The sequence below is a fragment of the Vibrio sp. A8-1 genome, assembly GCF_013048685.1.
GTDB classification, from domain to species: Bacteria; Pseudomonadota; Gammaproteobacteria; order Enterobacterales; family Vibrionaceae; genus Vibrio; species Vibrio metschnikovii.
The window spans coordinates 172,549-192,344 of record NZ_VHTC01000002.1 but is presented as its reverse complement, the minus strand read 5'-3'; the positions used below and the strand labels follow the sequence as shown (position 1 = coordinate 192,344).

General features: G+C 45.4%; 18 protein-coding genes and 1 riboswitch. Of the genes, 5 read left to right on the top strand and 13 right to left on the bottom strand.

All coding sequences use genetic code 11. The features are described 5' to 3' along the window. Nucleotides 1-278 precede the first annotated feature (278 nt). Both FKN93_RS02050 and cobO read left to right on the top strand, forming a co-directional pair. Nucleotides 279-1,577 carry an outer membrane protein transport protein gene (locus FKN93_RS02050; protein ID WP_154170607.1) on the top strand — a complete coding sequence of 433 codons (1,299 nt, stop codon included), beginning with the start codon at nucleotides 279-281 and terminating at the stop codon, nucleotides 1,575-1,577. Between the two features lie 368 nt (nucleotides 1,578-1,945). Beyond that, on the top strand, nucleotides 1,946-2,551 hold the full coding sequence (gene cobO, locus FKN93_RS02045) for a cob(I)yrinic acid a,c-diamide adenosyltransferase (protein ID WP_004394889.1): 606 nt from the start codon (nucleotides 1,946-1,948) through the stop codon (nucleotides 2,549-2,551). Between the two features lie 80 nt (nucleotides 2,552-2,631). Here cobO and FKN93_RS02040 read toward each other — a convergent pair whose 3' ends face one another. The 3 genes from FKN93_RS02040 to apbC all read right to left on the bottom strand — a co-directional run bounded on the left by FKN93_RS02040 (nucleotide 2,632) and on the right by apbC (nucleotide 6,797). Next, nucleotides 2,632-4,731, bottom strand: a complete 2,100-nt coding sequence (locus tag FKN93_RS02040; RefSeq protein ID WP_170904346.1) for an AsmA family protein — start codon at nucleotides 4,729-4,731, stop codon at nucleotides 2,632-2,634. 89 nt (nucleotides 4,732-4,820) lie between these two features. Then, complete coding sequence (gene udk, locus FKN93_RS02035; protein WP_004394887.1) at nucleotides 4,821-5,462, bottom strand: uridine kinase; 642 nt, start codon at nucleotides 5,460-5,462, stop codon at nucleotides 4,821-4,823. Nucleotides 5,463-5,717: 255 nt separating this feature from the next. Beyond that, nucleotides 5,718-6,797: an iron-sulfur cluster carrier protein ApbC gene (apbC, locus tag FKN93_RS02030; protein WP_170904345.1), complete on the bottom strand. Its 1,080-nt coding sequence runs from the start codon at nucleotides 6,795-6,797 to the stop codon at nucleotides 5,718-5,720. Between the two features lie 158 nt (nucleotides 6,798-6,955). Here apbC and metG point away from each other — a divergent pair, with 158 nt between their 5' ends. Both metG and FKN93_RS02020 read left to right on the top strand, forming a co-directional pair. Next, nucleotides 6,956-9,022: a methionine--tRNA ligase gene (gene metG, locus FKN93_RS02025; protein ID WP_170904344.1), complete on the top strand. Its 2,067-nt coding sequence runs from the start codon at nucleotides 6,956-6,958 to the stop codon at nucleotides 9,020-9,022. 318 nt (nucleotides 9,023-9,340) lie between these two features. Then, nucleotides 9,341-10,147: a hypothetical protein gene (locus FKN93_RS02020; protein WP_170904343.1), complete on the top strand. Its 807-nt coding sequence runs from the start codon at nucleotides 9,341-9,343 to the stop codon at nucleotides 10,145-10,147. 85 nt (nucleotides 10,148-10,232) lie between these two features. Here the strand turns inward: FKN93_RS02020 and udp are convergent, their stop codons facing one another. The 8 genes from udp to moaA all read right to left on the bottom strand — a co-directional run bounded on the left by udp (nucleotide 10,233) and on the right by moaA (nucleotide 17,121). Then, a complete protein-coding gene (udp, locus tag FKN93_RS02015; RefSeq protein ID WP_004394883.1) occupies nucleotides 10,233-10,994 on the bottom strand; it encodes a uridine phosphorylase in 762 nt (253 codons plus the stop codon). Between the two features lie 229 nt (nucleotides 10,995-11,223). Continuing rightward, a complete protein-coding gene (locus FKN93_RS02010) occupies nucleotides 11,224-13,512 on the bottom strand; it encodes a zinc/cadmium/mercury/lead-transporting ATPase (protein ID WP_170904342.1) in 2,289 nt (762 codons plus the stop codon). Nucleotides 13,513-13,692: 180 nt separating this feature from the next. Then, nucleotides 13,693-14,109, bottom strand: coding sequence for a CBS domain-containing protein (locus tag FKN93_RS02005; protein ID WP_170904341.1), 417 nt, complete (start codon nucleotides 14,107-14,109; stop codon nucleotides 13,693-13,695). 283 nt (nucleotides 14,110-14,392) lie between these two features. Continuing rightward, a complete protein-coding gene (gene moaE, locus FKN93_RS02000; protein WP_170904340.1) occupies nucleotides 14,393-14,842 on the bottom strand; it encodes a molybdopterin synthase catalytic subunit MoaE in 450 nt (149 codons plus the stop codon). A 5-nt stretch (nucleotides 14,843-14,847) separates the two neighbouring features. Then, a complete protein-coding gene (gene moaD / locus FKN93_RS01995; RefSeq protein WP_004394879.1) occupies nucleotides 14,848-15,093 on the bottom strand; it encodes a molybdopterin synthase sulfur carrier subunit in 246 nt (81 codons plus the stop codon). Next, nucleotides 15,090-15,569 (bottom strand): cyclic pyranopterin monophosphate synthase MoaC, encoded by a 480-nt coding sequence (gene moaC, locus FKN93_RS01990; RefSeq protein ID WP_072669801.1) that lies wholly within the window; start codon nucleotides 15,567-15,569, stop codon nucleotides 15,090-15,092. Before moaC ends, moaD begins: the two co-directional genes overlap by 4 nt. 9 nt (nucleotides 15,570-15,578) lie before the next feature. Then, nucleotides 15,579-16,091, bottom strand: coding sequence for a molybdenum cofactor biosynthesis protein B (moaB, locus tag FKN93_RS01985; RefSeq protein ID WP_004394877.1), 513 nt, complete (start codon nucleotides 16,089-16,091; stop codon nucleotides 15,579-15,581). 40 nt (nucleotides 16,092-16,131) lie between these two features. After that, entirely contained in the window at nucleotides 16,132-17,121 is a 990-nt protein-coding gene (gene moaA, locus FKN93_RS01980) for a GTP 3',8-cyclase MoaA (RefSeq protein WP_004394876.1), read from the bottom strand. Continuing rightward, nucleotides 17,110-17,263: riboswitch (molybdenum cofactor riboswitch) on the bottom strand. (Overlaps the previous gene by 12 nt.) 182 nt (nucleotides 17,264-17,445) lie before the next feature. Here moaA and FKN93_RS01975 point away from each other — a divergent pair. After that, nucleotides 17,446-18,336 carry a YvcK family protein gene (locus FKN93_RS01975; RefSeq protein WP_004394875.1) on the top strand — a complete coding sequence of 297 codons (891 nt, stop codon included), beginning with the start codon at nucleotides 17,446-17,448 and terminating at the stop codon, nucleotides 18,334-18,336. A gap of 111 nt (nucleotides 18,337-18,447) precedes the next feature. Here FKN93_RS01975 and FKN93_RS01970 read toward each other — a convergent pair whose 3' ends face one another. Together FKN93_RS01970 and FKN93_RS01965 are read right to left on the bottom strand one after the other, a co-directional pair. After that, on the bottom strand, nucleotides 18,448-19,419 hold the full coding sequence (locus FKN93_RS01970) for a lytic murein transglycosylase (protein WP_040904182.1): 972 nt from the start codon (nucleotides 19,417-19,419) through the stop codon (nucleotides 18,448-18,450). A 20-nt stretch (nucleotides 19,420-19,439) separates the two neighbouring features. After that, the gene (locus FKN93_RS01965; protein ID WP_040904181.1) at nucleotides 19,440-19,730 is read right to left on the bottom strand and encodes a YcgL domain-containing protein; all 291 of its coding nucleotides are present in this window, start codon (nucleotides 19,728-19,730) and stop codon (nucleotides 19,440-19,442) included. Nucleotides 19,731-19,796: the final 66 nt, after the last annotated feature.

The window sequence follows — 19,796 nt, the reverse complement described above, 5'->3', positions numbered from 1 at the left end:
TATCTTAATGGGCTGAATCATCAGCCCTTTTTTTATTTATTCACCTCACATGTGCTCTTTTAAGCTTACAGCTGTGCTTAAAAAGGGCAGTTACATCCTACATCTGTTCGCTGAACTTTCACCCCACCAGAACACTAACCAGATTAATAGGTAAGTTAATAATAGAAAATCGATATAAAACTCTAAATATTGATGATTTATTGTTTTTATTTGTTAAGGCGACTCGCTATCTTTACACTTTTCGCCACTATTGACTAACCATTTCAGCGAACATAACCATGAACAATAATCAAAAAACGTTATCGATAGCCGTTGCGTTCGGCTTAATGGGACTACCAACCTACGCTCAAGCAGCGGGATTTCAACTAGCAGAATACTCAGCGACGGGCCTTGGTCGAGCGTACGCGGGTGAAGCAGCCATGGCTGACAATGCTGGCTCACAATGGCGTAACCCTGCGATGTTAACCTACCTGCCTGGCACGCAATTTTCTGCTGGTGCGATTTACGTTAACCCCAATATTGATGTTAATGGCACAGTGACTCATACCAATTTGGGCCAAACCAGCGCGACGGCAAAAGATTTCGCCCATGACGCTATCGTCCCAAATGCTTATTTCTCTCATCAATTGAATGACCGGACCTTTTTAGGTTTAGCTATCGGCACCAATTATGGAATGGAAACCGAGCTACCTAACTTTGCTGCTAGCCATTTTGGCGATCAGGCGAAAATCATCACCGCCGAAGCGAACGTTAACCTCGGCTATCAACTGACCGACGCAGTCAGTGTCGGGGCTGGTGTACGCTATGTGATCGGTGAAGGTCATTTTGGGGCCAGTGTGCCGGAAAAAAATATCGTTGGAATGGATGGAACAAACCCAATAAAGGCACCTCAAGGGACTATTTTAAAGTATATGGAAGGGGACGATACCAGTTGGGGCTGGCAGGCTGGTACCGCTTGGCAAATCAACCCAAATCATCGAGTGGCTTTTACCTATAAATCACAAGTCGTGATGGACTTTGATGGTCATGCTGAAGGGATCCCATACGGAAAACACAAACCGGGGCAACTCGCTGTGACTTTACCAGCGACGGCAGAGCTAGCTAGCTTTCACCAATTAACCGAACAATGGGCATTGCACAGTAGTATTAATTGGACGGATTGGAGTAGCTTTGATCAATTGGTGGCTAACTTTCATGATGGCACTCCTAATGACTTAATTAAGTTAGAAAACTGGAAAGATAACTACCGTTTTGCATTAGGGACCAGCTACGCTTGGGATCAAGATTTGACCCTACGTGCAGGCATTGCCTATGACTTATCCGCAGTAAGTACAAAATATCGTACAGCGACCATTCCAGAAACCGATCGTACTTGGTTAAGTATTGGTGCGGGCTATCGAGCCACGAAACAACTGACCCTTGATGCTGGCTTTACCTATATTTTTGCTAAAAAAGCTTCGCTGTATGAGCCTCGCGATGGATCCGACGACCAAGCCGCAGCGATTGGCGGCGCGTTTGCTGGAGAAGTGACCGGACACGTATGGTTAGTCGGTGTGCAAGCCAGCTATGCTTTCTAAACTTAAGTAATATTAAACCGTTAGTATAGCGATGCTGTTTAAGCACAAAGAGAAAGACTGAGGCAAAAGCCTCAGTCTTTGATTGGCAAGCAAAGGAGTTCATTGAATCGTTATTGTTGTTACTTTTTTACCATAGTGCTCCTCAGCCCGTTCTGCCACTGATTTTAAAAAATCTTCTTACACTCTGTAATTCCTCAACTATTTATGAAAACGATGAATTTGTTAATTACAAAAGCATCCAGCGATTTCAAAATTCTTTGTATTAGCCACTATCACGGTAACGAACAGGATGAATGCTTTCAGTAGAAAGCGATGAAAGACTTACGCTATGATGTGGTTCATTATTTTTCTAAAAAGAGCTCAACATAATGTCTAGTGAAAACATCAAGCAACAGCGTCATCAACAACGCCAACAAAAAGTAAAAGAACAGGTTGATGCACGGATTGCCAATGCTCAGCAAGAAAAAGGCTTATTGCTGGTGATCACTGGCAATGGTAAAGGCAAAAGCACATCAGGCTTTGGCACCATTGCACGCGCCGTCGGCCACGGTAAACAGTGTGCTGTTGCACAATTTATCAAAGGCACATGGGAAAATGGGGAACGTAATTTACTTGAAAAACTTGGTGTCGAGTTCCAAGTCATGGCGACAGGCTTTACCTGGGATACGCAAAATAAACAAACCGATACCGAAGCCGCTCAACAAGTATGGCAAGAGTGTCGACGCATGCTTAACGATGAATCCTTAGATGTCTTACTGTTTGACGAGCTGACTTATATGGTGAGCTATGGCTATCTTGATCTTGATGAAGTGGTTGAAGCGTTACAACAACGCCCCCCTATGCAATCCGTGATCATCACGGGACGTGGCGCTCATCGAACACTTATCGAACTCGCAGATACCGTCTCTGAAGTCAAAAACATCAAACATGCTTTTGATTCAGGCGTCAAAGCCCTAAAAGGCGTCGATTGGTAGTCGTGGATCACCCAATAAAAAAGCTGGAGTTATCCAGCTTTTTTAGACATCAATGAGCCTTTAACTCAAGGTTACCACGCTTAGCGTCGCAATAACCCTCTCAAGGCATCCACCGCTTGTTTCGCTTCTTCACCTTTCACTTTATCACCGAGCTTCTCAATACCGCGGTCAATCTCCTTTTGCGCTCTTTGCTTAAGCAGATCATCAAACACCAATCGGTATCTTGGTTCAGTCCATTGGCCAGAAATATGAATCGGGATAGTGACGTCTCGCAACTCGTCGATATCTTTACCGCCTTGCCCTTTCAGCGTCCCAACAATGGATGTGCGAACCACAAAATCAACCGTTTCGTTTAAGTAATTGGCTTTACCTTCACCACGAATTCGTAATAACGGCGATTGCATCGCTAAATTATTGGTCGACACTTCACCCTTATTCAGTTGCAGCGTCGCCGTCAGCGCACTAAAGTCAGTTTGCTTCACTGCCTCAGATTCGTCTAACGTTTGCCCTCTCAAACGCGCATGATTGGTGCGAATTAACTGAGCGATATTAATGCCATTGACAGCACCATCAGCGAAGTTAATCGTGACCGTTCCCAGCAAGTTTTTCTGAATACCGCTTGGGGTTAGGCTACGACCTTGCACATCTACCGTAATGTTACCCGTTCCCTGTAGTAAGTCATTGTCGGCCACATCAATCAATAATGGCTGAACTTGAACACCAGTAATGGTCTTCTTAACCTGATAGGTTGCGGGTGTTTTTCGTGCATCAACCTTGGCGCTCGCTTGGATCTTACCCTGATAAAGTTCAGCCGTTAGCGTATTAAGATCGATCACACCTCGGTTAACAACAAAACGAGTATGTACACGCTCAAGCTTGGCATTGCCTGCTTTAAACCGATCAATGGTTATCTCTCCAACCACATCTAAGTCTCGTAAAGCCGATAAATCTGGTTCAACCTCTACCGGTGGCGAAGTGGGTGCATTCACCGATGGCTGGGCAGCAGAGTTTGACGCCACTTGATCGAGCCCTAAAAATTCATCGAGATCAATCGCAGGGCTATGCAATTGAAAACGGATTTTAGGTATATCCGCCAAATGAATGTTCGCTTGTCCAGATAACGCTATTGCGTTGGCCATCAACCTATCTAACGCTACATCCAGCGTACTGTTGGTCACATCAAACACGATACGAGACGCCATTTCTACCTGCAGCGGTGATTGTGGTAAAGCCGCACCTTGTAATGTCGAATTCAGAAGTAACTTATCCAACGAAACAGTACTGATCGCCGCATCAACCTGCAACTGCGCTTGGCCGCTAACGTCAAATGTCATGTCGGCTGCGTTACCTTTCACAGCAAAAGTCAGCGCATTGTCTTGATCAAATTCAAAGGTCGCGAGCTTAAGTTGTAAAGCGTCTATCCGTACCGATGGGTCTTCGAACGTACTATTAAGCGTAATATTGCGTAGAGCATACTGTTTAAAGTCTGCAGACAGTTTTATCTCCGCCTTCCCGTGCACACTAAACTGTTGTTGGTTCGCACTTCCTTTGGCCGAAAAATCCACGCTGGTCCAACGATCGGCAGCAAATTCTGACACCGTAAGATCAACGTCATATAAGGTACTGTGTGTGCCCGTTTGCTGATCAAGCATTTCTAATCGTGCCTGACTAACAGTCACGCCAGCAAGACTCAAAGTCCAAGCTTGATCGGCGGTTGTCTCTTCTGGCTGGCTAGATGGTGAGTCGGTCAGCACCGCCTCCACCTGTGTGGATGGTTTTTGGTTTTGTGCTTGAGTCAAGCTATCTAAGTTAGAACGACCATTTGGTAACGTTTCTAGATAAAATTCGGCCCCTTCAAGGCGAACATTACCAATATGCAGTTGATGACGAAAAAGTGGCATGACCGCGATATCAATCCCAACACGATCGACCTTAAATAGGTTATTTTGAGTAAATCCGTCAGGATTTCTTAACTCGGTTTTACCAAGTTCGAAACCAATCGCCGGAAAGAACTGCCAGCTGATATCGCCTTCAATGACTAACTCAAGGCCCGTTTGTTGTCTGGTTTGCTCAATGATCAGAGGTTTAAATTGATTTGGATTGACGAAAACCACTAACGCGACCACTGCCGCGATAACCATCACCAGCAGCGCCGCAATGAATAGGGACAGTTTTTTCATCTGCTTTTTCCTTGCTTGACGAAAATAAAAAAAGTGGCATCTAAGGTGCCACTTTAATCGGAAAAGATAAAGTCAACGATCGGTAAATTTTATGATTTAAGCAATTTTGCGATATGGGCTTTCAAGACATCAATCGCAATGCGGTTTTTACCACCACGTGGAACAATAATATCGGCGTACTGTTTAGACGGTTCAATAAACTGCATAAACATCGGACGAACGGTTTTTTGATACTGTTTCAATACCGATTCCATAGTACGTCCACGCTCTTCAACGTCACGCTTGACTCGACGTAATAAACAGATATCGAGCGGTGTATCCATAAAAATGGTTGCATGCATTAAATCACGCAGACGAGGATCGGTCAGAAGTAAAATCCCCTCCAAAATGATCACTTTTTTCGGCGTCATAGTGCTGGTTTTAGCGGTGCGCGTATGTTCACTGTAACTGTATTCAGGGACTTCAACCGCTTCGCCACGAACTAAAGCTTGCAGATGATCACAGAGTAGATCGTGATCTAGGGCATTAGGATGGTCATAATTGGTTTTGACACGTTCGTCCATGCTCAGATGGCTTTGGTCTTTGTAATAGCAATCTTCCGTGATCACACCGATTTGATGGTCGCCTACTTTCGCGCGCAGTTCATTATAAATGGTACTGGCAATAAGGCTTTTCCCAGAAGCAGAAGCGCCAGCAATACCGACGATGACGCATTGATTATTATCAGACATGGTTCAGTGTACCCGATACGTGTATGTGAGGAGATAAGATAAACCGCCTGATTATAGGGAGTTCGTCGGTTAGATACCAGTTCACTCAACGGTAAATATCCGTATTTTCTGACAGTGAATAAAATTAACCCAAAGCAAACGATTACTTCTCTGGGCAAAAATAAAGGCAGTGATATTGGTTGCTTAACGTGTTGGCTGAACTGGCGACTGAACGCCGAATAAACTCAACGCGCTCAGTCGCTAAACTCAATTTTGCTATTCACTCACGAAAGTCAGATCGATGGTTTGCGGCTTCGCTTTGCCCTGCCAATACAAGCTGGCACAAATCCGCTCGGCGAGCGCATAATATTGTTGGCTATGCTCACTGTCAGGACGAGCTATCACTGTCGGTTTGCCAGCGTCAATATCTTCCCTGAGTGTGACATGCAACGGAATTTGCGCCAGCAATGATAAACCATATTCAGTGGCTAACGTTTGCGCACCACCAACACCAAAAATCGCTTCTTTTTCACCGCAATGACGGCAAATGTGATAACTCATATTCTCAATTAATCCCACCACGGGCACGTCAACTTTAGCAAACATTGCCGCCCCTTTTCGTGCATCAGCCAAGGCGAGATCTTGTGGTGTGGTGACAATGACCGCGCCTGTCACCGGAATTTGCTGAGATAACGTTAATTGAATATCGCCGGTACCCGGAGGCATATCCACCACCAAATAGTCCAACTCAGGCCACTCAGTTTCATTAACAAGTTGAGCTAATGCTTTTGATGCCATCGGACCACGCCAGATCGCTGCATCCGCTTTATCGACTAAATAACCTATCGAATGGGTATAGATACCGTGCGCTTTCACTGGCTGCATCCATTTATTATCACGCACACTTGGCTTGGCATCTTGAGTGCCAAACATCATCGGTACCGAAGGGCCATAAATGTCCGCATCCAATAAACCAACTTTGGCACCACTGCCCGCTATCGCGAGCGCCAAGTTAGCGGCTGTGGTTGATTTACCCACCCCGCCTTTCGCCGACGTGACGGCAATAATATTTTTCACGCCTTTAACACCATGCGGAACTTTGGTGATCAAGGCCTTAGGAGTAACATTGACTGAATAATCAAAAGCGGCAACGGCTTTCGTTTGCTGCTGATTAGTTATCCAAGCTTGCAGCTCTTGGCGCAAAGCGTGAGCGGCAAATGGAATATGAATAGCAAATTGCCCAGATGCCGTTACTTGAACCACGCCCGGTGAATGCGCCCAATCACTAATTAAATTGGGGTGAGAAAACTGATTAAGCCAAGAACAAAAATCGTGTTTGGACGTAAATGTGAGCATAAGCCCTCCTTTTTTGTTCATGCTACCACTCAATCTGCCCACACTGAACCCCAAAAAAGTTAAGGCCTTATCATGACTCACGCCTTGGCGTGAGTAGCTTCATCAGGTAGTATTGAAGGCTATTTTCAATACCTATCAAACATAGCGAATAATTAAGTATGGCAACTGAACCAAGAAACGTTTCTCCAAGGAAACTGCTGGTAACTTGTGCCCTTCCGTACGCTAACGGTTCCATCCACTTAGGTCATATGCTTGAGCATATCCAAGCGGATATTTGGGTGCGCTACCAACGCCTACGCGGCAATATTGTAAATTTCATCTGTGCTGACGACGCTCATGGCACACCAATCATGCTTAAAGCGCAGCAGATGGGTATTACGCCTGAAGAAATGATTGCCGCGGTTAGCGAAGAACATCAGCAAGATTTCGCTGGGTTTGATATTAGTTTTGATAACTATCACAGCACCCACAGTGAAGAAAACCGTGAGTTGGCTTCGCATATTTATCTTGAACTGAAAAAAAATGGCTTTATTTCTAGTCGCACCATTTCTCAGTTATTCGATCCTGAAAAACAGATGTTCTTACCGGATCGCTTCGTCAAAGGCACCTGCCCAAAATGTAAGTCAGAAGATCAATATGGTGATAACTGCGATGCTTGCGGCGAAACTTACAGCCCAACGGAACTGATCAATCCTAAATCTGCGGTCTCAGGTGCAACCCCTGTGATGAAAGATTCTGAACACTTCTTTTTTGACTTGCCACAGTTTGAAAGCATGCTCAAAGAGTGGACTCGTTCTGGCTCGCTGCAAACCGAAACCGCTAATAAAATGCAAGAGTGGTTTGAAGGTGGCTTGCAGCAATGGGATATATCCCGAGATGCGCCCTATTTTGGGTTTGAAATCCCCGGTGAAACCAATAAATTCTTTTATGTGTGGCTCGATGCACCCATTGGTTACATGGGGTCATTCAAAAATCTTTGCAGCAAGCGCAATGATTTAGACTTTGACGAATACTGGCGCAAAGACAGTCAAACCGAGCTGTACCACTTTATTGGTAAAGACATTGTTTACTTCCACAGCCTATTTTGGCCAGCAATGCTTGAAGGCAGTGGTTTCCGTAAACCAACCAATGTTTTTGTGCATGGTTATGTTACGGTTAATGGCGCGAAAATGTCGAAGTCAAAAGGGACGTTTGTCAAAGCGAGTACTTACTTAAAACATTTAGATCCTGAGTGCTTACGTTACTACTACGCGGCAAAACTGAACAACCGTATTGATGACCTCGATCTAAACCTTGAAGACTTCACGCAGCGCGTCAATGCTGATGTGGTCAACAAGATTGTTAACCTCGCTTCACGGAATGCGGGCTTTATCAGTAAACGTTTTGATAATCAGTTATCAGCAACCTTTGCCGAGCCTGAATTGTACGCCGAATTTGCCGCGGCGGCTGAACGTATTGCTGAACTTTATGAAACTCGTGAATTTGGTCGTGCGATTCGTGAAATCACCGCATTAGCAGATAAAGCCAACCAATATGTGGATGAAAAAGCGCCTTGGGTTATCGCCAAGCAAGAAGGCCAAGAGCAAGCGCTGCAAGATATTTGTACCGTGGGCATTAACCTATTCCGCGTATTGATGACTTACCTCAAGCCTGTAATGCCAGCGTTAGCTGAGCGGACGGAAGCTTTCCTTAATCAAGAACTGACTTGGGATGGTATTCAAACACCACTGACTCGTCATGAGTTGACCCCATTTAAAGCGCTGTTTAATCGTATTGACTCTCAGCATGTTGAAGCGATGATTGAAACCTCAAAACAAGAAGCAGCACTGGAAAAAGCCGCGATAGAAAATGCTCAGCCGGTTAGTCAAGCAACAGAGTTAAGCAAAGATCCCATCGCCGCAGAAATCGAATTTGACGATTTTGCTAAAGTTGATTTACGGATTGCCAAAATCCTCTCTTGTGAAGCGGTGCCAAAGGCCGATAAGTTACTAAAATTCCAGTTGGATATTGGTGGTGAAACACGCCAAGTGTTCTCTGGAATAAAAGCCGCTTACTCACCTGAAGAGCTGGTCGGTAAATATACCGTGATGGTGGCTAACCTTAAACCACGCAAGATGAAGTTTGGTATGTCAGAAGGCATGATCCTCGCTGCAGGCCCTGGCGGTGACCAGTTGTGGATTCTTGAGCCTCATGAAGGTGCACAAGCCGGCATGCGCGTCATGTAGTCTGTCGATTTTAACTACGTGAAAGATGATTAGCCCTCTCCTCGAGAGGGCTTTTTTTTTCGCTTGTGTTCACACTTTTAGCGCAAATTGCACCTTTTTAGTGCACAAACACCAGCAAAGAAAACATAACCAATTGATTTTTAATACATAAAAACTTGGCATTAAGCATGCAATATCCAACTCAGGGGAATACTCAACCTAGGTGACGTCGTGATATCTGCTCATCAATAGTGATGACAATTCGGTTAACGCGTACAGCAACCTACATTGAGAAAGGAATCTCTGTTCTGAGCAAGCCACATACACAAGGAGTGGATTATGTTTGTCTTTATTTCCATGCTTATCTCTATCGCGATTCTTGGCGGATTATTTTTCTTTGCTAAACAGAAAGAATCCAGCCTACAACGTAAATATCAACTCTTAGTTGATTTACGCGAGTTACTTTATCTTTGTCGTCAACATCGTCAAGCAACCCATCACGAGTTGATGTTTGGCCAAGATCGTCAGCAAGAAATTAATCATCTTCAATCTGCTATCGATCAGACTTTATCTCATTTGATTGCCCATGCTCACTTTGATAACAAACCTCTGTATCGTATTTTCCAAGCTAAATTAACCGCCATTCGCCATGAATGGCCGGATTATAGCGTAGCAAGGAACCAAGTCGCTCACGGTAAAGCGATTCGTCATTGTCTATTTTTAATTGACGAAATTGTTCTCGCTTGGTTAGCTGAATCACATCGAGACGATCTGAGTGATGAATATCATATGAATTGGCAACAAGTCATCGATAGTATGGATTCACTGACCCAGTTACGTTTATGTATTGAAGAGATGGGGAGTCAAGAGGGGCGGCTTCGTCTCAGTCATTACAGTGAGCTCATGCGACGAAAACTGAGCCAGCTAGCACTAATAAGCCCTTTATCAATCGCCTCACCGACTTGCTCCGCAGCCATGCACCAACTCAGTGAGCTCCATGACAATCCGCATTTAGAGCTCGATGCGAAGCAGTTTTATCAACTGACTTCTGAATTATCGCTGACGATCGCTCAAGTGTACGACCAAATGCTGTCCGAAGTGACTGAAAGCTTATATTTACCGTTACCTCAACTCGCACTGGCTTAAATAACCTCACTAGGTATTAAGATTCAAATAGCAAAAGCGCCACGATTGTGGCGCTTTTTAATACTAACTCAATCAATGATAGCGATTATTTAAGCATCTTACGCGCTGCTTCAACCACCACTTTAATTGAACGAGCTTCGGTCTCTTTTAAGGTGGCGTGATCTGGGATCTCTTTTTGAGTACGGTTAATAATAACACCCGCTACACAGCCTGCTTTTAAACCAGAGCTAGCACACATGGTTAATAGCGTCGCAGATTCCATCTCAAAGTTCAGCACGCCCATCTCTTGCCACTCTTTCATTGATCCTTGGAAACGGCTAACAACACGACCGGTGAATGTGTCATAACGCTCTTGACCCGGGTAGAACGTATCGCTTGATGCCGTTACCCCCATGTGAACGGTAGCGCCGCTCTCTTCTGCGGCTTCTTTCATCGCGGTTGCTACTGCAAAATCCGGTACCGCAGGGAATTCCATCGGTGCAAAGTGTAAGCTAGCGCCATCAAGACGTACTGAGCCAGTGGTAACAATCATGTCGCCGACGTTGACGTGTGGTTGAATTGCACCAGTGGTACCAACACGTAAGAAAGAGCGCACACCTAATTGAGCGAGCTCTTCTACCGCAATCGACGTTGATGGACCACCAATACCCGTTGAACAAACCACAACAGATTGACCATCTAACTCAGCGCGATAAAGCGTGTACTCACGGTGACTAGCTAGAAAAACCGGGTTTTCCATTAATTCAGCGATTTTTTGCACACGGGCAGGATCACCAGGGATAATCGCCAACGTTGCACCATTTAGATCGGCTTGGGTCACTCCTAGGTGAAAGACAGCTTGAGACATAAGTTACTCCTTGATTGCGGCTTGTTCAGCTCATCATTAATTTCGGGTACCTAGTGACTCTATCCCAGTAACCAACAATATTTAGTGACAAGCATCACAACTACGTCAGCAATAAAATCCAGCATTTCAAAGAAAAACGGTTTGCATCACAAAAATGAGCAATTCAAATGCAACTCAACACTATTCGCTCGTGATTCAACTCAAATGGTTTTAATCCCTATGGCTCACTCTAATCCGCTACTGATGGCTTAAAGCGTAGTAAACGCAAAGCATTCAGAGTGACCAACGCCGTCGCACCACTATCAGCCAATACTGCCATCCATAAGCCTGTGATACCGAGTAAACTGGTCACCAATAAAATGGCCTTTAAGCCCAAAGCTAATGTCACATTTTGTCGAATATTATTCAGCGTAGCGCGAGATAATTCGATCATTCCTGCCAACTCAATGAGTCGATTATGGGTTAATGCTGCGTCCGCCGTCTCTAACGCGACATCGGTACCGCTGCCCATCGCAATACCGATACTGGCCTGCTTCATCGCAGGAGCATCATTAATACCATCCCCCACCATTGCAACCGGTTGAAGCTGTGATAATTGCTCGACCACTTGCACTTTATCCTCAGGCAATAAACTGGCTTGAAAATCCATGCCGAGCTTATCGGCGATAGCTGCGGCACTGCGTGGGTTATCCCCGGTCAACATGATGCTGTTAATGCCGATTTTTTTCAGTTGTGCAATCGCGACTTGCGCCTCATCACGTAATGTATCTTGCCAAGCAATAACGCCTATCGGTTGCTTATTTTGCAAAGCAACCGCGACCGTTTTCCCTTGCGCTTCGAGTTGCTCAATCGATTCAGTGACAGCGGCACTAACCACCACATCGAGCTGAGTTGGCGACAACAGTGAATAGCGTTGACCAGCAACTAAGCCTGTAATACCGCGGCCCGGTAACGCTTGTTGCTCAGAAGCTTGATGGATTGTATAGCCTTGGGCTTGCACTTTATCCACTAACGAAGTGGCTAAAGGATGACTAGACCCTTGCTCAATGGCCGCTACTGCCGCTAACCATTGAGATGACGGCAGATCCGTTAAGCTTATCATGTCCGTTACCTGTGGCTTTCCTTGTGTTAGTGTTCCGGTTTTATCAAACGCCATCATGGTCACTCGGCCAAGCTGCTCAAGTGCCGCTCCCCCTTTGATTAAAGCACCGCGTCTTGCTGCCGCGGCTAAACCAGAGGTAATCGCCGCTGGGGTTGAAATCACTAACGCGCAAGGACAAGCAATGAGTAATAACGCCAGTCCACGATAGGTCCAGGTTTCCCATGGCTGAGCAAACATTAATGGTGGAATGAGCACAACCAATAAAGCAATCAGCATCATCAGCGGGGTATACCAACGGCTAAATCGATCTAAAAACCGCTCTAAGGGCGCTTTACGAGATTCAGCTTGCTCAATGAGGTGTAAAATACGGTCAATGGCATTTTGTCCCGGTAATGAAGTGATCTGCACTTGGATCAAACGGTCAACCACTACAGAGCCTGCAGCGAGCGTGTCACCGACTTGCTTTTCAACCGGAATCGATTCTCCGGTTAATGCACTTTCATCAATGCTCGCCGCTTGATCCATCAACTGCCCATCAGCAGGTAAACGCCCTCCAGGAGCAACCTCAACGTGATCACCGGGTCGCAGATCTTGCACATCAACTAACACTCGCTGGCCGTGTTCTATTTTCGTCGCTTGATCAGGCACCAGCGCCATCAGCGCCTGTACACCAGAACGCGCTCGTGCAGCCGCAATGCCTTCTAAGCGCTCGCCAACCAAAAACAGTAATAACACCATCGCCGCTTCGGCCGTTTCACCAAGATACAAAGCGCCCAGTGCGGCGACAGTCATTAAGGTTTCAATCGCAAATGGCGTACCTGACCTTGCCAATTGCCAAGCTTTACGCGCAATCGGAACCAAGCCTAATAAACAGGTTAGTGTAAACATCCACTGCGCTAACTCACTCGACCACTGAGTCATTAGAGCGGCGACTAGCATCGCTGAACTGATCAAAACCAGACGTCGATTGTCCGCTTGTGTTAACCATGTTCGGAGGGAAGAGTGAGGAGATGCGACTTTAGAGGTCGAGTGCTGAATCTGAAAACCAGCACGACTAACGGCTTGTTCAACCGCCGCAACCGTTGCTTGCTGATTAAACTGCACCACCAACTTTTCTGTCGCAAACAGAACCTGGGCAGTGACAATATCTGGAATTTTCTGTAACGCCGTTTCTATTTTCCGCGCACACGATGGGCAATCCATCCCGACAACTTGCCAACTGCGTTGGAACTTAGCAACCGAGTCATGCACATTGTCCGCGGCACTGCGCGTGTTTTTATCTTCAGTTGGTTGAGCACAGCTGGCAACCTCAGGTTGCATGTGATGAGTGCTTGACGCTGCAGAACAACAAGACGCCTGACTATGAGTGGCATGAGAACCATGAGTGACACCGCACCCTGAATGCTTAACAGACATCAATCAATCTCCTAATTTGATGATGTGTTGAGCTTACACCTTGGAGCTAACTCCAAGGTCAAGTGTTTTTTGCGCATTTAACTATAGGCTCTTGAGCTAAGTTCAAAAAGAGAGAGCGAGTCTCTACAAAACCTTAATCCCACCCTATAAGCCAATGTTCTCACTTTAGTTGTTTAGCGATTAAACTGGATGTTTAAAACTGGTGGCGAGGTTTTTACCGATCGCTAACAGTACATTACGACGGGTAATGATACCCACTAACTTTCCTTGTTCTATCACCGGATAGACTTTCGGCTTACCGACTTTCATCATATCAGCCAGTTCGATGATTGACGTCTCCGGAGAAACCGACAGCACTTCTTGATGCATGCAGTCACTCACCGTATGAGAGTCATGGCAGAGGTAACTGGCTTTAACTAATTTATCGAGCAAATCTTGTTCAGAAAGAAAGCCGATCACTCTCTTTTGATCATCAATCACTGGCCCACCAAGATGTTCAGAACCACTTACGCGCTCTAAAGCCGCACTGAGTGACATCTCAGGACTAAAGGTTACCGCTTTGACGGTCATGTAATCTCTTACTTTGAGTGAATCCATTGCTATCTCCTTGGCGTTCTTAACCATCGCTATGCCATGAGCACTTCTCTGAGCTTAGTGATGGCTATCCCATAATGATTAAATAGACAAACAAGTCCTTAATGACACTCCGAGTCAATTAAGGTGCCTATAGTAAGTGTTGACTAATTTCTTGATTTTACTAGAGAGGAAGACGATTTTTTTGTAACAAAGCGAACGTTTTAAGCGAGGTATTAAGGCCGAGCCGTTTTAGAGAGGGAACGCCCCGAGTCAGCCAAACAAAAAGCTGGCTCGGGGTTTTGATTTACCAACGTTTAGCCGCCTGGTGATCGGATTCGCGCGATTCTATCCAGCGTTCAGAGTGTGTGGTGCGTTCTTTCTTCCAAAACGGGGCTTGAGTTTTTAAGCTATCCATAATGAATTCACAAGCAGCAAAACTCGCACCGCGATGGGCACTCGCAACGCCAACAAACACAATTTGCGCACCAACATCCAAATCACCAACCCGATGAATGATACGTACTTGTTGTAAGGGCCAGCGCTGTTGGGCTTGATCACACAGATGACTGAGCGCTTTTTCAGTCATTCCTGGGTAATGTTCAAGACGTAAGCCGATCACATCATCACCGAGGTTGAGATCACGAACTTTACCGACAAATGTGACAACTGCGCCAGCAGCACTATCTTGCGCTAACGCCGCATACTCATCGGCCAATGAAAAATCAGCCGTTTGTACAGAAACTCTGCTATCCATCGGTCTCACCCGCCAGTGACTGGTGGAAAAAAGGCCACTTCATCACCCGACTGCAAAGGATGAGTCATTGCCACAATGGTGTGATTAACAGCAACCAGTAACTTATCCGCATCTAACGCTAGTGACCACTTATCGCCTTGCAGCACAAGATGCTGCCTAAGAGCCTCAACGGTTGCAAAATTGGCTGGCATCTCGACCCGATCACAGCCAACCAACTCACGAGTCTGTGCAAAAAAAACAACGTTAATCATCGCGTAGCCTTAAAATGTCCGGACTTACCTCCGGTTTTTTCTAGTAAACGCACCTGTTCAATGACCATGTCTTTTTGTACCGCTTTACACATATCATAAATAGTCAAAGCGGCAACAGATGCTGCCGTTAACGCTTCCATCTCAACACCGGTTTTCCCTGCTAGCTTACACACAGATTCAATTCGTACACAGCTTTCAGCTTCGATAGCTTGTAAATGAACTTCAACTTTAGAAAGCAACAACGGGTGGCAAAGAGGAATTAAATCCCACGTTTTTTTAGCGGCTTGAATTCCAGCAATCCGTGCGGTAGCAAACACATCGCCTTTGTGATGCTGCCCAGAAATAATTAACTGCAATGTTTCTGGTGCCATACGAATATAAGCTTCTGCACGTGCTTCACGCACACTATCGAGTTTGGCCGATACATCGACCATATTCGCTTCACCGTTGGCATTAATATGGCTAAATTCAGTCATGTTTTTCTGTTACCCAGCGAGATGAGGCATAAAGTTACATGGACGATGGCTCGCATCTAATTGCTGCTGGATAATTTTCGTCCATCCCGTACGGCAAGCCCCCGTCGAACCCGGCATAGCGAATATCACCGTGTGATTGGCAAATCCCGCTAAAGCTCGTGACTGAATCGTTGAAGTACCAATCTCTTCATACGACACCATTCTAAACAGCTCACCAAAGCCCTCGACCTCTTTATCAAAAAGTGGTTTCAATGCTTCAGGAGTACTATCGCGAGCGGTAAAGCCGGTGCCACCAGTAATCAAGATGGCTTGAATCGCCTCATCAGCAATCCACTGTGACACGATGGCACGAATTTTATATTTATCATCGATCACAATTTGCTTATCGGCCAATAGATGTCCCGCGGCTTGCAATTGCTCAGCTAAATAGCCACCAGAGGTATCGTTTTCTTGCGTACGTGTATCGGATACCGTTAGTACCGCAATGTTAGCGGGTTGAAATTTACTTTCTGCATGACCCATGTCATCACCTTATCTTTTTTCATTATCTGTCCCCAAAGGTCTAGCCACCAATGGATGCCAAATGGGGAGTTATACCTGTATTACCGTCATGTAAAAAATGACTAACAGACTTATGTTGTAACTGGGTTTGAATACGTTCAATTAATGCTGATTGCTGGCTATCTTCTTGTAATAGATCACGTAATGAGAGACCTTGCTCACCAAACAGACAAAGATGTAGCTTACCTAACGCAGAGATGCGTAACCGATTACAACTGTGGCAAAAGTCTTTCTCGTAAGGCATGATTAACCCTACTTCGCCTTGATAATCAGGATGCCAATAAACTTGAGCCGGCCCATCATGGTGTGATCGTGCTTTTAGTAACCAGCCATCGGCTATCAGTTGATTGCGCAGGGCGACACCAGAAAGGTGATGGCGAGCAAATAAATCATCCATCTCCCCTGTCTGCATCAGTTCAATAAAACGCAGTTGGATCGGTCGATGTTTAATCCACGCCAAAAATTGAGGCATGGTGTGCGCATTAAGATCCTTCATCAATACGACATTAACTTTCACTTGCGCAAAACCAGCCTCAAAAGCTCGCTCGATTCCCTGCATGACTTGATAAAAACGATTTTCACCGGTGATCTGCTGAAACATCCTCGGGTCTAAACTATCGACACTCACATTAATATCGGTCAATCCCGCCTGCTTCCAAGCCATGACATGATCAGCCATCCGGTAACCATTGGTGGTGGTGGCAACTTTCTCTATCCCAGGCTGCCCAGCGACCGTCTGAATAATGTCGGTGAAATCTTTGCGTAAACTCGGCTCACCGCCAGTAATTCTCACTTTAGAAGTTCCACAACACGCAAACGCTTTCACCACGCGTTGAATCTCAGGCAGAGTTAGAAAAGCAGAATTTTTGGTTCCCGAGGGTCGGTACCCCCCTGGTAAACAGTAGGTACACTTAAAATTGCAGACATCAGTCACAGACAGACGTAAATAGTAAAATTTACGCTGATATTTATCTTCGAATGGTTGCGCCACGGAACACCTTTCCAAATACGGGAGGCAAAAAAGTTTCCCACTTTGCCCTTGTGGATCAATGCCACTGGCTTAAATGACTTATCTTCAAAAACGTTGCGCTTAAGAAAACTTAGTGCAGATAAGCTCGGAGTTATGGCAACAATAAGCGTACGCTCGACGCTTATCGGTTGCAGCGAACGGATAAAATACTTAAATATTGTGTGTGTTTCCAGCTTCTACTGAAAAAAAACCGTTTTGATGCATAAATTACCACAAAATGAGTACCATCCGCTTGAGCATTACTCTAAATTGTAGGCCATCAAAGAACAACTCGAAATATAAAACATGTCACTCTATGATGATAAAAAAGTGGTTGCGATTGGCGGCGGCCACGGATTAGGCAGAATACTCGCTGCATTAAAAGTCTTTGGTTCTAATGCGACAGGCATTGTTACTACTACTGATAATGGTGGTTCTACTGGGCGTATTCGCCACTGCCAAGGGGGTATCGCTTGGGGAGATACGCGCAACTGCATTAATCAGTTAATCACAGAGCCATCCATAAGTTCGATGATGTTTGAGTACCGTTTCAAAGGCGCTGGTGAACTGAACGGGCATAATCTTGGCAATTTAATGTTAACCGCCTTAGACCACCTCTCGGTACGCCCGCTAGAAGCGATTAACTTGATCCGTAACATGCTCAAAGTCGATGTCAATATTGTACCAATGTCAGAGCATCCAGCTGACTTAACCGCCCTATCGGTAGAGGGGAAATGGGTCACAGGGGAAACCAGTGTTGATGAAATGGCCCAAGATCTACTGAGGCTGGATCTTGATCCAGAAGTCCCCGCCACTAAGGAAGGCGTCCATGCTATCTCTCAAGCAGATGCGATTATTCTCGGTCCGGGCAGCTTTCTCACCAGCATTATGCCACCGCTATTATTACCTGAAATCGGCCAAGCGATCGCAGAGAATACCCGCGCCAAATTGATTTTTGTTGAGAACCTTTCCCCAGAATATGGCCCTGCGGGGCGCATGAGTTTGCAGCAGAAACTAGAATGGTGTGAACGTGCTTGTAGCGCTCGCCATATTGACGTAGTGATTGGTGCCATTGAGCATCCAGAACTCAACCATCAATGGAATTGTGTCACTCGCGATCTCGCTTCTCCCAATCGTGATTGGCGGCATGATCGCGTCAAGTTACGCAACGCAATTGAAGAACAATTGATCAGCTGAAAGCGATAATCCACTTTCATCAATTTCATCAATCACCAAGGTACGAGAATAAAAAAGGGCTGTCACAAAACAGCCCTTATCGAAGAAACTAACCACTTTGGTCACTCATGGTTAAAATTTGATTCTATCGGCTAAATGACTGACCGCTACCGCAAAGTAGTGCGAGCGGTTCCATTTCATCAGCACATTATAATTGTTATAAACCAAGTAAATCCGCCCACTTTCATCATCTGGCATAATAAGCCAAGCTTTGATGTCCTCTTTCAACTGTGGTAGCGGTTGACCATCATAACGAGTGATACCAAGCTCACTCCACTCGCGTAGTAACTTGCCTTTTTCAGCCTGACGGCCTTCCAAAGCTTTATCAAAATTAGCCGGAATTTTTACCTGACGCCCCCAAGTATAACGATCATCCCAACCGGATTTACTTAGATAATTAGCCGTTGACGCGAAAACATCCGCCTTGGTGCCCCAAATATCTTTTTTACCGTCACCATCACCGTCTGCGGCAAACGCTAAAAAGGAGCTAGGCATAAACTGACATTGTCCCATCGCCCCTGCCCATGAGCCTTTCATTTCATCAACCGTAATATGCCCTTGTTGCAAAATTTGTAACGCAGCCATGGTTTCCTTACGGAAAAACTCTTCACGCCGACCATCATAAGCCATCGTTGATAAAGCATCGATAACTGGAAAGTTGCCAGTAAAGCTACCGAAGTTACTTTCCACGCCCCAAAGCGCAACGATAAAACGCGGCTGAACACCATACTGCTTACCAATACGCTGTAGCTCATCATAGTGTTTTTCATACAATGCTTGAGCTTGTTTGACTTTCCAGTCCGGTACCGCACGAGGGATGTATTCATCTAAAGTTAAGCGTCTTTCCGGTTGATTACGATCTGCGGTGACCGCTCGAGGACGATACTCCACATTAGCAAACGCTTCTGCCAATATTTGCTCAGAAATGCCTTCTTGACGCGCCTGTTGCTTTAACCCTTCAAGATATTGCTCAAAACTCACCGTATTGGCCAGCAAAGGAGCCGATAGCGTTAACCCTAAAATAACTGACAGTAATTTTCTCAAGATGCCCTCCTCAAGCGATCCTAATCAGCAGTAGCTTGTCTACTTTGTGCTTTCTGCTGTTTATGTATATCCAATAAATTTTCTGTTGGCGGGGGAAGCTGTAAAAAGAATCCCGTTACTTGCAACGCTGTTTTTACCTTATCCACATCCACTCGAGCTAGCTGACGATTGGTCAAGTTGACTAACATGACAAAGATAGGTTTACCAAAGGTCTCGAGCAAAGTGTCAGGAACTTGTGAAAAGTCATCTCTTTTCGGAAGATACAGATAAGTTCCTTCTTTTTTCGAACTTTTATAAATAGAACAAAGCATGCCAACCCTTTTGTATTGTGTTATCTGCGTTATGTGCAGCCAGAGAGAGTATACACCCAAATGACT

Bases quoted from the DNA above. Each gene is read 5' to 3' on its own strand.
- FKN93_RS02040 (WP_170904346.1), bottom strand. From the start codon at position 4,731: ATGAAAAAACTGTCCCTATTCATTGCGGCGCTGCTGGTGATGGTTATC.
- FKN93_RS02005 (WP_170904341.1), bottom strand. From the start codon at position 14,109: ATGGATTCACTCAAAGTAAGAGATTACATGACCGTCAAAGCGGTAACC.
- moaB (WP_004394877.1), bottom strand. From the start codon at position 16,091: ATGGGTCATGCAGAAAGTAAATTTCAACCCGCTAACATTGCGGTACTA.
- moaD (WP_004394879.1), bottom strand. From the start codon at position 15,093: ATGATTAACGTTGTTTTTTTTGCACAGACTCGTGAGTTGGTTGGCTGT.
- apbC (WP_170904345.1), bottom strand. From the start codon at position 6,797: ATGCTCACATTTACGTCCAAACACGATTTTTGTTCTTGGCTTAATCAG.
- FKN93_RS01975 (WP_004394875.1), top strand. From the start codon at position 17,446: ATGTCACTCTATGATGATAAAAAAGTGGTTGCGATTGGCGGCGGCCAC.
- FKN93_RS02020 (WP_170904343.1), top strand. From the start codon at position 9,341: ATGTTTGTCTTTATTTCCATGCTTATCTCTATCGCGATTCTTGGCGGA.
- udk (WP_004394887.1), bottom strand. From the start codon at position 5,462: ATGTCTGATAATAATCAATGCGTCATCGTCGGTATTGCTGGCGCTTCT.
- cobO (WP_004394889.1), top strand. From the start codon at position 1,946: ATGTCTAGTGAAAACATCAAGCAACAGCGTCATCAACAACGCCAACAA.
- udp (WP_004394883.1), bottom strand. From the start codon at position 10,994: ATGTCTCAAGCTGTCTTTCACCTAGGAGTGACCCAAGCCGATCTAAAT.
- moaC (WP_072669801.1), bottom strand. From the start codon at position 15,569: ATGACTGAATTTAGCCATATTAATGCCAACGGTGAAGCGAATATGGTC.
- FKN93_RS02010 (WP_170904342.1), bottom strand. From the start codon at position 13,512: ATGTCTGTTAAGCATTCAGGGTGCGGTGTCACTCATGGTTCTCATGCC.
- moaE (WP_170904340.1), bottom strand. From the start codon at position 14,842: ATGGATAGCAGAGTTTCTGTACAAACGGCTGATTTTTCATTGGCCGAT.
- FKN93_RS01965 (WP_040904181.1), bottom strand. From the start codon at position 19,730: ATGCTTTGTTCTATTTATAAAAGTTCGAAAAAAGAAGGAACTTATCTG.
- metG (WP_170904344.1), top strand. From the start codon at position 6,956: ATGGCAACTGAACCAAGAAACGTTTCTCCAAGGAAACTGCTGGTAACT.
- FKN93_RS02050 (WP_154170607.1), top strand. From the start codon at position 279: ATGAACAATAATCAAAAAACGTTATCGATAGCCGTTGCGTTCGGCTTA.